This window comes from Pseudonocardia acidicola (assembly GCF_012911935.1).
GTDB lineage: Bacteria > Actinomycetota > Actinomycetes > Mycobacteriales > Pseudonocardiaceae > Pseudonocardia > Pseudonocardia acidicola.
Genome location: NZ_JAAXLA010000116.1, coordinates 1 through 14,471, shown reverse-complemented (window position 1 = coordinate 14,471; position 14,471 = coordinate 1). Strand labels below are relative to the sequence as shown.

Here is a 14,471-nt window from a genome sequence, read left to right as displayed (position 1 = left end):
GCGCGGCATGCAGTAGGACGGGTGGACGTCATGCGCGGCCGGCCGGAGATCGGTGGGCCAGGTGGGTGGCGTCGAGGTGATTCCAGTTCCAGTTGTGGGCGATCGCGTGGCGGAGCATGTCGCCGTCGATCCGGCAGGTCTTGACGATGAAGTGCAGGTCGACCAGGTCCTTGTAGCGGTGCCACGGTTCCGTGCCCGTCTCGCGCAGACTCACCGGCGGGCCGGTGAGGAGCACGATCTTGTCGGCGACCTGGTTGGCCAGCGGGTAGAGCGACGGACGGATGGGTTGGACACCGGGCACCTCGAGCCCGACCACGGACCGATACGACGGCTCCGGCGGGCCAGAAATCTGGATCTTGCTCGGTGGTTTGATGTCGATCTCGATGATCAGGGGGTCGTCGACGGGCCTCAGGTCGGCGGTCCCGTAGCGGTCGTCGACGGGTTGGGCGTTGACCGTGCCCATGACCTGGCCGGTGTCGTGCACGTGGAGCGGGTTGGCGGAGTAGCGCAGCAGGCCGGCGAGGCCGGTGCCGGCGCCGGGTTCCCGCGGTACTGGTGGTGCGGCGGCGTGGACCGCGGCGACGACGTCGCGGCCGTAGTCGGGGGCGGTGTGCTGGCGCAGGTGGAACGCGAAGAGGTCGAGGTCGAACGCGGTGCGCGGCATGCAGTAGGACGGGTGGACGTCATGCGCGGCCGGCCGGAGATCGGTGGGCCAGGGGTCGGCGGGATGCGGGCGCACGGGCAGGGCGAGTGAGCCAAGCAGGTGCCAGTCCGCGGTTGCGGTGTTCATCTGGCTCATCAGGTCGGCCATGACGAGTTGGTGCAGGGCCCGGCCGGGGCTGTATTCGGGGTAGCGGGCGTGCTCGGCGATGAATGCGCGCAGGTGCTGCCAGGTGGGGAAGTGCTCGCGGAAGTCGGGGCCGAGGTGTCCGGCGGGTTCGGGCATCGGGCGGGTTCAGGCGGCCGTGCTGGCGTCGAGCGCGGCGTGGAGCCACTTGTCGCCGTCGCGGGGCGCGCCGAGGTGTGTGAAGACGTCGGTGAGATCGCCGGCGAGCTGGTCGGCGGTGGTCCAGCTCTGTGCGATCAGGGCTTGGGCGATCCGGCCGAGCTCGGCGAGGTCGAGTCCGGCGCCGGTGCTGAGGTCGACGAGGGTTCGGGCCGGGCTGGTGACGGGCAGCCCGGCGATCACGCGGCGGTCCTGCTCGCGCAGCGGTGCCCGGTGCACGACCGCGTCGGTGGGCTGCAGCGCCGGCGCGGCCGCGGTGAACTCGGGTACGGAGGTGGTGTGGTCCAGGACGCGGTACAGCCGCGCCGCGGAGCGATGCGACACCACCGCAAGCGTGGGCGGGGTCCGCAGCCAGGCCGGTTCCGGATCCAGCCGGAGCCACGCCGCGTAGAGCCGGGGGAAGGGGTGTCGGGCGCCGGCGCGCACGCGCACGACCCCGTCGATCACCGGTTCGACGATGCCGACCCGGTGCCAGTGCTCGATGACTGGGGCCGGCACCTGGTCGGCGATCTGGGCGAGTGCGACCTGGCCCCACTGTCCTTCGGCGAGGGCGCAGAGCTGCACCAGGAAATCCGTCGAGTCGATCATCAGGCCAGTCTAGTATAGATCGCACGGTGCAATGTCTATACACTGGAAGTATGAGTGGCGTGGAAGGCCGCCTCGCGGCCGCGGAACGCGGCGAGAATCCCACCGTGCTGGCCCGGCTCAAGACCGGCTGGGCGGTCATCGGCGACACCCAGCACCTCCCCGGATACTGCCTGCTGCTCTACCGGGGCGAGGCGAACCATCTCACCGACCTGCCGCGCGCCGAGCGGGCCGACTTCCTGCTCGACATGTCGCTGCTGGGCGAGGCGGTGCAGAACGTGTGCAGCGCGCTCGATCCCCGGTTCCGGCGGGTCAACTACGAGGTGCTGGGCAACTCCTGGCCGCACCTGCACGCGCACGTGCACCCGCGCTACGACTGGGAACCGGCCGCGCACCGCAGCTCCCCGGTGTGGACCTACCCGGACCGCAAGGACCCGCGCCACCGGCTCGACAGCCGCCACGACGCCCTGCGGACGAAGCTGGCCGAGGAGCTGATGAGGATCACCGCCGAGGCGGGGATGGGGCCGGTCGCGGAACCCCGCTGACGACTCCGTGGCGAGCCCGTACAACCCTGGACCAGCTCGTCGGCGTGGCGCTGCGGGCGCCCGTGTTGCGGGGCGCTCCCCCACGGGAGCGACCTCTCAGCCGCTAGAACCACGGAAACCTTGTGGTTACTGGCGTTACGGTGGTTTCCGCCCCGGTCACGGTTGCCGAACGCTGTCACCGCTGCGGGGAAGGCATACGCCGCCGGCCACCGGAAGATCTAGATCATCCCGACGGCGGCTCCGGCGGCTCCGACTCGGCTGCCAAGTACACGCGCAGGGTGCTGCTCAGCGCCTGGACCTTGTCCTTCAAGCGGGCGTTCTCCGCGCGGAGCCTCCGCAACTCCTCGTCCTCGGAGGGAAGACCGACCACGCGCCCGTCGAGAATGGCTTCCCCCTTCCTGACTGCTCGCCACACGGAGTCGTAGCTGATGCCGAACTCCTCAGCGAGGGCGCGAAGATCCGGCCGCGGGAGGGTGAGGAAGTACAGTCCCACCGCCTGCAGACGAAGGTCGCGGGTTTCCGGCTTGCTTGATGCCACGAAGGCTCCCTCTCGTCGCACAGTGGTCGTACTGCGGGTGGGTGCCTTCTGGGGTGGGTGTCGGAACGATAGCCGCCACGCCGGCAGTAGCTGGGTGCAAGGCTGTCCGTGCTATGGGGTCAAGCTCAGTTCACCGCGGCGCTTTGAAGCGCCCCGTGTTCAGTGGAGGCTGGGTTCTCCCGTGATCGGAGTGGACCTCGAGGCGGGGCTCAAACGGCTCAAGCTGGCCGCGATGCGCCGCCTGGCGCCGGAGCTGCTGCTCACCGCCCGAACCCAGCGGTGGCGCCCCGAGGAGCTGCTGCGCACCCTGGTCGAGGCCGAGGTCACCGCCCGGGACGCCTCCAACATCGCGAACCGGCGCAAGGCCGCCGGGTTCCCGGTCGCCAAGGCCCTCGAGGAGTTCGACCTGTCCGCCTCCTCGGTCCCCAAGGCGACCTTCGACTAGTGCGTACGCGAGGCGTTGTTCGCGCAGGTCGGACGCACGACGCTGCTGTCTTTCGCTTGACCGACACCCAACTCTGTGCTTGGCTTTCGTTCCAATGAAATCGACGCGTGAGTACCGGATGACGGCACGGGCCGAAGCCGCGGAGCAGACGCACCGGCGAATCCTCGCCGCCGCCCGGGCCCGCTTCGCGAACGCGCCGTACGAGGAGGTGACGCTCGGGGCGATCGCCAAGGAGGCCGGTGTCAGCACGCAGACCCTGCTCAACCGGTTCGGCAGCAAGGACAACCTGTTCCTGGAGTACGCCCTCGACTACGCCCGCGAGATCGACGCATTGAGGGCCACCGCGCGCGTCGGCGACGCGCGCGCCGCGATCCGGGTGGTGCTGCGCCAGTACGAGATGATGGGTGACCTCGTCATCCGTGTGCTGGCCCTCGAGGACCGCTTCCCCGCTTTCGCCGAGGTCTCGCGCATCGGCCGCGAGCGCCATCGCGCCTGGATTGAAGAAATCTTCGCGGCCGATCTGCCGGCCGGTGCGCGCGACCGCCGGTCCGCCGTGCTCGCGCTGTTCGCGGCCATGGACGTCTACACGTGGAAGTTGCTTCGCCGCGATCTCGGTGTCTCCCAAGCCGAGACCGCCCGTGTCATGGAACGGCTCGTTCGCGGGGCGCTCGTCCCGCCTGACTGAGGGAAGGTGCGCGATGAACTACCTCGTGACGATCTGGGACGCCGGCGGCAGCGTGCCCCCAGAGCTCGCGCTCGTTCGGAAGCTCACCGAGCGCGGACACCGGGTCGTCGTGCTCGCCGGGCCACCGCTGCAGCGGGCCGTGGAAGCTGCCGGAGCGACGTTCCGGCCATGGCAGGACGTTCCCCATCGGCGTCGCCCGGAGGACGAGGACCCGTTCAGCGACACCCGCCTGTCCGCCCCGCAGCGAATCGTCGGGATGCTGCTCGACCGGGTCATCGCCGGCCCCTCGGCCGCCTACTCCCGGGAGGTCGGTGCGGCGCTCGATGAGTACGGCTCGGACGCGCTCGTCTCCAGCATGCTGATGCTGGGCGGGATGGTCGCCGCGGAGGCGCGTGGGGTGCCGGTCGGGGTGATGGTGCCAAACTGCTACCTCATGCCCGCCCGGGGCATGCCCCCGTTCGGCACGCCGTGGCGGCCGGCACGGACACCGCTCGGCCGCACCCGCGACGCCCTCATCCACGGGATGACCACGCGGATGTGGGACCGGGGACTAGCACGGCTCAACACCACCCGCGCCGACCTCGGGCTGCCACCCCTGACGCACGTGTTCGACCAGCACAGCCGCGCGGCCCGGGTCCTCGTGATGACCTCGCCGGCGTTCGACTTCCCGGCCGAGCTCCCGGACAACGTCCGCTACGTGGGCCCGCAGCTCGACGACCCGGTATGGGTCGACCCGGTCGAACCCCCACCCGGTGACCAGCCGCTGGTGCTGGTCGGGATGTCGTCGACCTTCATGGACCAGGCCGACCTGCTGCGCCGGGTCGTGGCCGCTCTCGACGCGCTACCGGTTCGCGGGCTGGTGACCACCGGCCCGGAGATCGACCCCGCCGAGGTGCCTGGAAGCAGCCGGGTGCGGGTCGTGCGCGCCGCGCCGCACCGCGAGATCCTCCCGTCCTGTGCGGCGGTGGTGAGCCACGGCGGACACGGCACGGTCATCAAGGCCGCCGCCGCCGGGGTGCCCCAGCTCGTCATCCCGCTCGGACGAGACCAGCCCAACAACGCCGCGCGCATCGTCGCCGCCGGGACCGGCCTGCGGCTCAAGCCCACCGCCAAGCCCGCTGCAATCGCGGCCGCGCTCCACCGCCTACTCGACGAGCCCTCGTTCACCCAACGAGCCCGTCACCTGGCCGGGCGCATCACCGCCGACGCGCACAGCACCACCGCACTCACCGAACTCGAGGGCCTCGCCCACCCAGCCGGTGACCACACGCGCACCTAACCCGGTGCACCACACGCTTCGGACGTCGCGCGTGCGATTGCGCCGATTCGTGACACCGTGACGCGCATGGGCATATTAGTCCGCTACGCGATATCGTTACGATCGCGAGGTTCGCCCCGGACACCGCACGTCAGGCGCACGAGTCGGTCCCAGTCAGCGGATGCGCCCCGCTGACCAGGGCCTTGACCCGACGAGCCTGTGCCGACTCCGGCCCCGGGCTCCGTAGCCGCAACAAGCTCGGCGGCTGGATCACTGCGCTGCGCCAGGACCTCTTCCCGGCCATCACGGCCTGGCTCCGTAGCGGTGAGATCCGCGACGCTGATGGCGCTTGATCTTGGCCAGAGTTACTCACCGAAGTTCCCCACTTGGTGGCGGTGGTCAGGATTGGGATCGGCGGGTGTTTCCGGTGGTGGCGCGGCGGAGATGGTGTTCCACAGCGCGATGCAGTTCAGGACCAGCCCGAGCGCCGAGCGGGTCTTCCGAGCCCTCGTGGAAGGCGCGGCGTAGGTCGCCGCGACGGCCGTGAAGACGTGGCGGGCCAGGTCGTGGCGGCCTTCCTGCAGGTTGCTGTCCGTTCTCAGTGAAGTTGAGGAGAGCCAGGGTCGTTGACCTGCGGATTGCTCAACTTCAGTGAGACGGGCGCGTACGGGATGTCTCAGCGAACATGAGGAATTTCTGGCGGTGCGGCGCTGCGTCAGGGTTGTCGGCCGGCGCGGGCGATGGTCTTCGGGCGGGGGATCACAGCTGGAGCAGAACCGCCAGCCGTGCGGCGCAAGCCGATGCGTGCTCTCCGGGTCATCAGCCGGTCGACGCGCTGCCGAGCCGCTCGGTCAGCCTCGCCGGTAACGCGCGCCGGGATGGTCGTCCGGCAGCCCCGGGCCGAGCGCCGTACCGAGGTTCTCCCGCAGCGTCGACGCCGCTGGGGGTCGGTGCGTCCGGCCTCGGCGGTGCAGTTCGGGAACGACATGTTCGATGAAGTCGGTGAAAGTGCCCGGGGTGACGGCGTAGGCGATGTTGAATCCGTCGACGTCGGCTTCTTCCACCCACCGTTCGAGTTCGTCGGCCACCGTGGCGCCGGAGCCCACCACGACGGGGCCACGGCCACCGATGGCGATGAACCGGGCCAGCTCGCCGACCGTCCACTCCCGATCCGGGTCGGCGGTGGTGAATGCGGCCAGCGCGGAGCGGGTCGCGTCGGTCTCGACGTACTTCAGCCGGTCGTCAGAGTGAGCGTCGGCGAGGTCGACGCCAGTCCAGCCGCCGAACAGGGCCATCGCCCCCTCATGGCTGGCCTGTTCGAGGTAGGAGTCGCGTTTGGCGTAGGCGGCGGCGTCGGTTGCGGCCGTGATCGGGGTCAGCATCGCGAAGATCTTGATCGCCTTCGCGTCACGCCCTGCCGCCGCGGCCTGCTGGCGCACCGCGTCGACCGAGCGCCGCACCACCGCGGGTGTCGGACCGCTGACGAAGACCGCCTCGGCGTGGATGGCGGCGAACCGGGCGCCCCGCGGCGATGCACCGGCCTGGAAGAGGACCGGGGTACGCTGCGGCGACGGTTCACACAGGAACGGGCCCGGCACGTCGAAGTACCGGCCCTTGTGCTCGATGTCGTGGACCTTCCCGGGATCGGTGAAGATGCCGCGCTGCGCGTCGCGCACGACCGCGTCGGACTCCCAGGAGCCCTCCCAGAGCTTGTAGCAGACCTCGAGGTACTCCTCGGCGAGCTCGTAGCGTTCGTCGTGGGGGATCTGCTCACCCCGCCCGAGGTTGCGCGCGGCGCTGTCCAGGTAGGACGTCACGATGTTCCACGCGACCCGGCCCTTGGTCAGATGGTCCAGCGTGGTCATCCGCCGAGCCAGGGTGTAGGGGTGTTCGTAGGCCAGCGACAACGTCACCCCGAATCCCAACCGCTCGGTGACGGCCGCCATCGCCGGTACGGCGAGCACCGGGTCGTTCACCGGTACCTGCGCGGCTTGCCGGACCGCCGCGTCGCGCGACCCGCCATACACGTCGTAGACACCGAGCACGTCGGCAAGGAACAGCGCGTCGAAGCCGCCGCGCTCGAGCAGCAGCGCGAGGTCTGTCCAGTAGTCCAGGTCGCGATAGCGGTGGCCCTGGTCGTCGGGGTGACGCCACAGACCCGCCGACTGGTGTCCGACGCAGGCCATGTCGAAGGCGTTGAGCAGGATCCGGCTCATGCGGGGGCACCCTTCTGGTCCGCGATCGGCACCCGGTGGGTCTCCGGCGCCAGCACGGTCGCGACGATCGTGATTACCGACAGCAGCAGGAAGTATCCCCAGATCAGCCACGGCCCACCTCTACCCACCAGCAGCAGGGCCGCCGCGATCAGTGGCGCCGTGCCACCGGAGAGCACCGAGCCGAACTGGTAGCCGATGGACGCCCCGCTGTAGCGGACACCCGTCGCGAACAGTTCGCTGAACCAGGCCGCCTGTGGGCCGTACATGGCGTCGTGGAACACGTTCACCGCGACCACCATGCCCAGCACGATCAGCGGGGGCGACCCCGTGTCCAGCAACAAGAAGAAGACGATCATGAAGATCGCGGCGCCGACCGCGCCGGCCAGGTAGACCGGGCGCCGCCCGACCCGGTCGGATACCACCGCCCACAGGGGCGTGCTCACCAACCCGATCGCCGAGGCGATGATCACCGCGGTGAGCCCGGCGCCGGCATCGGCCGCTCCCCCGTGGGCCAGGTAAGTCAGCGCGAACGTCGTGCACAGGACATACAGCGCGTTCTGCGACATCCGCATGCCGATCGTCAGCCAGAGGTTGCGGCGGCGGGTCCGCAGCACCTCGACCACCGGCCGTCGGGGGATCTCGTCGAGCCGGCGGGCCTGCTGGTACACGGGCGGGTCGTCCAGGCCGAGCCGGATCGCCAGGCCGAGGCCCACGAGCACCAGGCTGATCAGGAACGGCACCCGCCAGCCCCATGCGAGGAAGGTCTGCGCGTCCATGGATCCGCGGACACCGGCGAAGATCGCCGACGCGAGCAACATCCCGGCGGGCGAGCCGATCTGCGGGAAACTGCCGAAGAGCCCGCGCCGCCGATCCGGAGAGTGCTCCACCGACATCAGCACGGCACCGCCCCACTCCGCGCCGACGGCCAGGCCCTGCACCAACCGCATCACGACCAGCAGCGCCGGGGCCAGCAGACCGGCCTGTGGGTAGGTCGGCAGCACACCGACGGCCGCGGTCGCCACGCCCATCAGCAGCAGCGACGCGACCAGCACCGTTCGGCGGCCCACCTGATCACCGAAGTGCCCGGCCACCAGCGCGCCGATCGGGCGTGCACCGAACCCTGCGGCGTAGGTGGCGAAGGAGGCGAGCACCCCGGCCGCGGGATCGACGTCGGAGAAGAACAGCGGGCCGAAGATCATGGCTGACGCCGTGGCGTAAAGGTAGAAGTCGTACCACTCGATGGTCGTGCCAACCAGGCTCGCCACCGCCGCCCGCCGGGGGCGCGGAGGCGCGGGGGCGCCGGCGGCCGGCTGGTTGCCGGCGAACGCAATGGTTCCCTGGTGCATCTTCCCCCGCGCCCTCACGAGCGTGCGGTGCCGAGGTCGTCGATGCGCTGGGCGACGACGACGTCGTTGTGTAGCACGCCGTAGCGGCGGTAGTTGTCGGCGACCCGCTGCAGTTCGGCCACGACGTCGGGGGTGAGCGGGATCCCCGAGCGCTGGGAGCGCTGCGCGACGAGTCCGGCGACGTCCTGCGAGCGGCCGGTGAGCTTGGCGTAGATGCCGGTGAGCTCGGTCGGGTTGGCCTGCGCCCACTGCAGTGCCTGGTTGTAGCGGTGCACGAAGTCGGTCATCGCGGCGCGCAGGGAGGGGTTGTCGAGGGAGTTGTTGCTGGCGTCGAGGAAGCTCAGCCCGGACGCCAGCCCGGTCGCGTCGCGCAGCACCCTGACGCCCTGCTCCTTCTGGGCGACCGCGGTGTAGGGGTCCCAGGTGGACCAGGCGTCGATCGCACCGGACTGTAGTGCGGCTGCGGCGTCGACGGGTTGCAGGAAGCTGATCTTCACATCTTGCGCGGTCAGGCCGGCCTGGGCCAGGGCCTGCAGCAGCAGGTAGTGGCCGATGCTGCCCTGGGTGGTCGGGGACACGGTGTGACCGCGCAGGTCGGCGACGGTCTTGATGGGTGAGCCGGCCGGCACGATGATCGCCAGGCCGCCCTGCTGGGGCGAGCGGTTGCCGGCCACGATGGTGATGTCGTTGCTGGCGGCCAGCGCGTTGAGCGTCGGGGCGTCGCCGGCGATGCCGATGTCGATCGCGCGGGCGCGCAAGGACTCGAGCAGCGGGGCCGCGGCCGGGAACTCTGCCCACTGCACCGCGTACGGGGCGCCGTTGAGCGCGCCGGATGCCTGGAGCAGGGCCTGTTGGATGCCGGCCTGGTCACCGACGTGCAGCGTCACCTTCGACAGGTCCACCGGGCCGGCCGGTGCGGCCGAGCCGTTCGAGCAGGCGGGCAGGGCCAGGGCGAGCGCGGCGATCAGGGCGGGCAGGAGCCGTCGTCGGACAGACATGGGTTCCTCCGGGGAACGAGATGAGCGCGGGGAGGCGGGGCCGCTACAGCGGGTAGAGCTCAGGGAGGTTGACCACGATCGCCTCCTGGGTGCTGCGGGAGATCACGACGACGGCGGGGTCGTCGGGATCGGGGTTCTCCTCGCGATGCGGGACGAACGGCGGCACGAGCACGTAGTCCCCGGGCCCGGTCACGATCCGGACCTCCTCGGTGCCGTCGTGGAAGACGAACTCCGGGCGGCCGTGCACGACGTAGATCGCGGTCTCGGACTCGCCGTGGTGGTGGTTGCCCGACGCGGTGGCGGGCGCGACGTGGGTCTCGCCGGTCCAGATCTTCTCCGAGCCGACCGTCGTGCCGCTGATGGCTTCGAGCCGGCGCATCCCGGTGGTCTGCGCGGTGTCGCCGACCAGGTCGCCCGCCCGAATGTGGTGCAGGCGGGCGCGCAGCGGCGCGGTGGTGTCGGGGTGGTGCAGGTCCGGGTGGAATCCCTCGGTCGCGCTCATCGGGCCGCCGCCCGGGTCTGTCCGGCGTCGACGTCGCCGACGGTCCATCCTTCGAGGAACTCGGCGACGGTCTGGCCGAGCCGGTGCCACAGCCAGGAGTCCGGCCCGTCGGCGTGCAGCGAGACGATCTCGCCCTCGATGGCCCGGACGACGTCGGCGACCGTGATCTCGGTGGCGGGCCGGGCCAGCCAGTAGCCGCCCTCGCAGCCGCGCCGGCTGCGCACCAGGCCGGCCCGGCGCAGCTCGACCATGAGGTTGACCAACGAGTTCAGCGGGATCCCCCGGGCCCGGGCGATCGTCTCGCAGCGCATCGGCTCGGTGCCGGCTCGGATCAGCTCGGCGACCGCGCGCAGCGCGTAGTCCACCCGGGCGGAGACGTGCAGCGGCGCGGACCGGCGCGAACGCATCGACCGGGCGGTGGGAGCCGCTTCCGGCTCCGGCAGGATCACCGCGCCCTTGCCGATCTCCTCGAAGAACAGCACGAGCCGGGCGGCGACGCTGCGGTGGAACTGGTCGTTGACCACGTCGTGCACGCCGTCCTTCACCACGGCGAGTTCCGCGCGGGGGTGGCGCCGGGCGAGCAGCCGGACCGGCGCGACAGGCGCGATCGGGTCGGTGTCGCCGTGCAGGATCAGGGTGGGCAGGTCCGGCAGCGCGGCCGGTGCGGTGTCGACGGGATCGGCGAGTGCACCCCAGCCGAAGCCCGGGTCGTCGGTGATGAGGGCCCGGTGAACCGGGCAGGAGGTGCGGGCGGCGAGCTCGGCATCGCGGTCGCCGGGCAGCTCGGCGCCGGATTCCAGGGGCAGGCCGGCGAGCACCAGACCGTCCAGTCCGGCCGACGCCGCGAGGGCCCACGCCTGGACGGCACCGGAGTCGACGCCGAGCAGCAACCGGGTGCCGGCGGGGTGGCCGTCGAGCAGCGCGGCGACGTCCGGCTCGCCGTGGCCGCGGTCGGGTGCCACCACGGTGTAGCCGTCCGACGCCAGCCGGCGGCCGAGGCGCTGGTAGACGCCGGGGTGTTCGCCGCGGCCGTGCAGGACGACGACCGTGCCGCGGGAGGCGGCGTCGGGTGTCCACACCATCGGTTCGGTCATGCCCGGGCTCCGGTCGTGGCCGCTGCCGCCTGCCGGCGGCCCAGTTCCTGGCGGACCAGCGGGATCAGCTCCCGGCCGTAGGCGACGGCGTCGTCGAGCGGGTCGTAGCCGCGGATCAGCAGGGTGCTGACGCCGATGTCGACGTAGTCGAGCAATGCGGCCGCCACGGTCTGCGGGGTCCCGACGAGCGCGGTGGAGTTCCCGGCCGCGCCGGACGCGGCCGCCGTGGCGGTCCACAGTGCCCGGTCGTGGCGCTCGCCCTTCTCGGCCGCGGCGAGCAGACGCCGCGACCCCACGTTCGACGGCCGTTCGCTGTGCATCCGGGTGCCGGTGAAGGAACCGTGCCCGCCGTTGGCGGCGTGGATGCGGTCGAGGATGCGGTGCGCGCGTTCCCACGCCTGCTCCTCGGTCGCGCCGAGGATCGGCCGGAACGACACGCTGATCCGGGGCAGGTCGGTGCGGCCGGCCGCGCGGGCGGCGGCGTGCACGGCGGCGATCTGTTCGGTGGTCCCGGCGAGCGGCTCGCCCCACAGTGCGAACACGTCGGCGTGCTTGCCGCCGACCCGGTACGCGGCCGCCGAGGACCCACCGAAATAGACCGGGATGCGAGGCTGCTGCAGGGGCCGGATCTCGGCGTCGACGTCCTCGACCCGGTAGTGCCGGCCGTGGTGGCTGAACGGCGCGTCGGCGGTCCACGTCCGGATGACCACGTCGAGGTACTCGTCGGTGCGGTCGTAGCGTTCGTCCTTGTCCAGGAAGTCCCCGTCGCGGCGCTGCTCGGCGTCGCTGCCGCCGCTGATCACGTGCATCGCGACCCGGCCGCCGGACAGCTGGTCGAGCGTGGCGTAGGTGCGGGCGGCCAGCGTCGGGGCGACGAACCCGGGCCGGTGCGCGACCAGGAAGCCGAGCCGGTCGCTGTGGGCGGCGGCGTAGCCGGCGATCTGCAGGCCCTCCGGGGTGCTGGAGCTGTAGCCGACCAGCACCTTGTCGAAGCCGGCCTCCTCGTGCGCGCGGGTGAAACGCCGGACGAACTCCCGGTCCACCACGGGACCGGACGCGGGGTGGGTCTCGGAGACGTGTTGGCTCCCGATCATCCCGATGAACTCGACGGTCATCTTCTCTCCTCGTTCTCCGGCGGTGCTGTATGCACGCCCAGCCGGGCCAGCAGTTCGGTGCGCAGGGACAGGAACCCGGGCTCGCCCCTGTCCCGGGGCCGATCCAGCTCGACGGGTGCGTCGTAGCCGATACGTCCGTTGTTCATCACCAGCACGCGGTCGGCCAGCGTGAGGGCCTCGTCCACGTCGTGGGTCACCAGCAGGACCGCGCAGTCGCGCCGCTGCCACAGCTCGCCCACCAGCGTCTGGGCCTTGAGCCGGGTCAGCGCGTCGAGTGCCGAGAACGGCTCGTCCAGCAGCAGCAGATCGGGCTCGCGGACCAGCGCCCGCGCGAGCGACGCCCGCTGTGCCTCCCCGCCCGACAGCGTCTTGGGCCAGACCTCGGTACGGTGCCCCAGCCCGACCTCCTCCAGCGCGGCCACCGCCCTGCGCCGGTCCGGCCGACCGGGTAGCCCGAGCGCGACGTTGCGCCACACCTTCTTCCAGGGCATCAGCCGGGGTGCCTGGAACGCGACGGCCCGGCGCTGCGCGACCTGCACGGTGCCCTCGATGGCGCGGTCGAGGTCGGCCAGGATCCGCAGCAGCGTGCTCTTGCCGCAGCCGCTCGCGCCGAGCAGGGCCACGAACTGGCCCGGCTCGATGTCGAGGTCGAGGCCGTCCAGGATCGCCCGGTCACCGAAACGGCGGGTCAGCCCGCGGACCGACACCGGTCGGTTCGCCGCGCCGGGGGAAGCGGCGGTCACGCCCCGCTGAACGCCGGCCGCCACGACAGCACCACCCTCTCGAGGATCCGGACGATCAGGTCGCCGAGCAGGCCGAGTACGGCGTAGAGCACGAGGCAGACGACGATCACGTCGGTCTGGAAGAACTCCCGGGCGTTGTTCATCTCGTAGCCGATGCCCGAGGTCGCGTTGATCGTCTCGCCGAATACCAGCGCCAGCCACGCCGAGCCGAGCGCGTAGCGCAGCCCCACCAGAGCATTGGGCATCGCGGCCGGCAGGATCACGTGCCGGACCTGGCCGAACCAGCCCAGCCCGAGCGTCTTCGCCGCCTCCACCAGCGCCGAGTCGACGTTGCGGATCCCGCCGTAGAGGTTCATGTAGAGCGGGAAGGTCACGGCCAGGGCGATGAGCACGACCTTCGGTTCCTCGCCGATGCCGAACCAGATGATCAGCAACGGGATCAGGCCGATCACCGGGATCGTGCGCAGCATCTGCATCGGCGCGTCGATCAGGTCCTCACCCCGGCGGAACAGGCCGGACAGTGTCGCGAGCACCACCGCGGCGACGAGCCCGATCGCCAGGCCGGCGAGGACCCGGCCGACCGACGTCGCCACCGCGTCCTGCAGTCGACCGTCGGCCCACATGCCGGCGGCCGCGCGGGCCACGTCCGCAGGCGAGGCCAGGGTGTCGGACGTGAGAACGCCGGTCGAGCTGAGGATCTGCCACAGCGCGACCAGCGCGATCGGCGAGAACGTCTTGAACAGCCAGCGCGGGACGCGGCTCTCGCCCTTTTCGGGGGTGCCGCGCACGGTCTGGATGGGAATGGTGGTTCGCGGCGATGTGTCGGCGCGTGCGTGACCGTCGGTCACAGTCATGGGATCTCCGCTGGACGGGCATGGGCACACGGGTGTCCAGACGGAGAGCGGGGATGGGCCGACGCTGATCCGGGACACCGTGCAGGACACGCCGCCCGGGGTTGTCGGGCGACGGCAGGGTGGTCAGCGCGGACAGAGGGCCGACGACACGCGAAGCAGGTCGATGTGACCCCGCTTCGTCAGCATCGTGCGTCCGGCCATGGGCAGGACGCTAACGGCGTACCCCGCGCAATCCCAACCCTGAAGGTTGGAATTGTGAACCAGCTCACGGGGTTCGGGGTGGGACGGCGCGCGCCGGTTGGCGGGCCACGGCGACACGACGGCTTCCTCACGTTTCAGTGAGAACTCCCAGGTCGCTCCTCACCTGCAGCGCGAAAACCTCAACGTGAGCGAGAGCCGATGGCGGCGGTACAGGCCCTGTCCGTTCGTCGGCTTCCTGACCCCGGATCTGGGCCGTTATCCGAGGTCAACACGATGGGTGTGTCGGAATTGCGTAGTGTCAACAGCTCTCAGGTCTGTGCGATGCGGAACGCCCCGACCC

The 14,471-nt window shown here is 71.1% G+C and carries 16 protein-coding genes; 4 read left to right on the top strand and 12 right to left on the bottom strand.

Features of this window, described 5'->3' with window-relative positions; all coding sequences use genetic code 11:
* Positions 1-28: 28 nt before the first annotated feature.
* A complete protein-coding gene (locus HF526_RS32825; protein ID WP_169385550.1) occupies positions 29-946 on the bottom strand; it encodes a hypothetical protein in 918 nt (305 codons plus the stop codon).
* A gap of 9 nt (positions 947-955) precedes the next feature.
* Positions 956-1,594 carry a hypothetical protein gene (locus HF526_RS32820; RefSeq protein WP_169385549.1) on the bottom strand — a complete coding sequence of 213 codons (639 nt, stop codon included), beginning with the start codon at positions 1,592-1,594 and terminating at the stop codon, positions 956-958.
* Between the two features lie 50 nt (positions 1,595-1,644).
* Between HF526_RS32820 and HF526_RS32815 the strand changes: the two genes are divergently transcribed.
* The gene (locus tag HF526_RS32815) at positions 1,645-2,136 is read left to right on the top strand and encodes an HIT family protein (RefSeq protein ID WP_169385548.1); all 492 of its coding nucleotides are present in this window, start codon (positions 1,645-1,647) and stop codon (positions 2,134-2,136) included.
* Positions 2,137-2,359: 223 nt separating this feature from the next.
* On the opposite strand, the gene HF526_RS32810 is transcribed toward HF526_RS32815, so the two are convergent.
* Complete coding sequence (locus tag HF526_RS32810; protein WP_169385547.1) at positions 2,360-2,674, bottom strand: hypothetical protein; 315 nt, start codon at positions 2,672-2,674, stop codon at positions 2,360-2,362.
* 181 nt (positions 2,675-2,855) lie between these two features.
* On the opposite strand from HF526_RS32810, the gene HF526_RS37220 reads away from it, so the two are divergent.
* The 3 genes from HF526_RS37220 (at position 2,856) to HF526_RS32795 (ending at position 5,083) form a co-directional block, all read left to right on the top strand.
* Positions 2,856-3,119 carry an ATP-binding protein gene (locus tag HF526_RS37220; RefSeq protein ID WP_211178149.1) on the top strand — a complete coding sequence of 88 codons (264 nt, stop codon included), beginning with the start codon at positions 2,856-2,858 and terminating at the stop codon, positions 3,117-3,119.
* 118 nt (positions 3,120-3,237) lie between these two features.
* Positions 3,238-3,804: a TetR/AcrR family transcriptional regulator gene (locus HF526_RS32800; protein ID WP_169385546.1), complete on the top strand. Its 567-nt coding sequence runs from the start codon at positions 3,238-3,240 to the stop codon at positions 3,802-3,804.
* Between the two features lie 13 nt (positions 3,805-3,817).
* Entirely contained in the window at positions 3,818-5,083 is a 1,266-nt protein-coding gene (locus HF526_RS32795) for a glycosyltransferase (RefSeq protein ID WP_169385545.1), read from the top strand.
* Positions 5,084-5,913: 830 nt separating this feature from the next.
* On the opposite strand, the gene HF526_RS32785 is transcribed toward HF526_RS32795, so the two are convergent.
* The 9 genes from HF526_RS32785 to HF526_RS37585 all read right to left on the bottom strand — a co-directional run bounded on the left by HF526_RS32785 (position 5,914) and on the right by HF526_RS37585 (position 14,131).
* The gene (locus HF526_RS32785) at positions 5,914-7,278 is read right to left on the bottom strand and encodes an LLM class flavin-dependent oxidoreductase (protein WP_169385544.1); all 1,365 of its coding nucleotides are present in this window, start codon (positions 7,276-7,278) and stop codon (positions 5,914-5,916) included.
* Positions 7,275-8,543 (bottom strand): MFS transporter, encoded by a 1,269-nt coding sequence (locus HF526_RS32780; protein WP_338051915.1) that lies wholly within the window; start codon positions 8,541-8,543, stop codon positions 7,275-7,277. Before HF526_RS32780 ends, HF526_RS32785 begins: the two co-directional genes overlap by 4 nt.
* A 95-nt stretch (positions 8,544-8,638) precedes the next feature.
* Positions 8,639-9,622: an ABC transporter substrate-binding protein gene (locus HF526_RS32775; RefSeq protein WP_169385542.1), complete on the bottom strand. Its 984-nt coding sequence runs from the start codon at positions 9,620-9,622 to the stop codon at positions 8,639-8,641.
* A 43-nt stretch (positions 9,623-9,665) separates the two neighbouring features.
* Positions 9,666-10,124, bottom strand: coding sequence for a cupin domain-containing protein (locus tag HF526_RS32770; protein WP_169385541.1), 459 nt, complete (start codon positions 10,122-10,124; stop codon positions 9,666-9,668).
* Positions 10,121-11,218, bottom strand: coding sequence for an Rrf2 family transcriptional regulator (locus tag HF526_RS32765; RefSeq protein WP_169385540.1), 1,098 nt, complete (start codon positions 11,216-11,218; stop codon positions 10,121-10,123). The genes HF526_RS32770 and HF526_RS32765 overlap by 4 nt, the downstream gene beginning before the upstream one ends.
* Positions 11,215-12,333 carry an LLM class flavin-dependent oxidoreductase gene (locus HF526_RS32760; RefSeq protein ID WP_169385539.1) on the bottom strand — a complete coding sequence of 373 codons (1,119 nt, stop codon included), beginning with the start codon at positions 12,331-12,333 and terminating at the stop codon, positions 11,215-11,217. Before HF526_RS32760 ends, HF526_RS32765 begins: the two co-directional genes overlap by 4 nt.
* Positions 12,330-13,076 (bottom strand): ATP-binding cassette domain-containing protein, encoded by a 747-nt coding sequence (locus HF526_RS32755; protein ID WP_169385538.1) that lies wholly within the window; start codon positions 13,074-13,076, stop codon positions 12,330-12,332. Before HF526_RS32755 ends, HF526_RS32760 begins: the two co-directional genes overlap by 4 nt.
* Complete coding sequence (locus HF526_RS32750) at positions 13,073-13,930, bottom strand: ABC transporter permease (protein ID WP_169385537.1); 858 nt, start codon at positions 13,928-13,930, stop codon at positions 13,073-13,075. The genes HF526_RS32755 and HF526_RS32750 overlap by 4 nt, the downstream gene beginning before the upstream one ends.
* Positions 13,931-14,053: 123 nt before the next feature.
* Positions 14,054-14,131, bottom strand: a complete 78-nt coding sequence (locus tag HF526_RS37585; RefSeq protein ID WP_420821676.1) for a putative leader peptide — start codon at positions 14,129-14,131, stop codon at positions 14,054-14,056.
* Between the last annotated feature and the right edge of the window lie 340 nt (positions 14,132-14,471).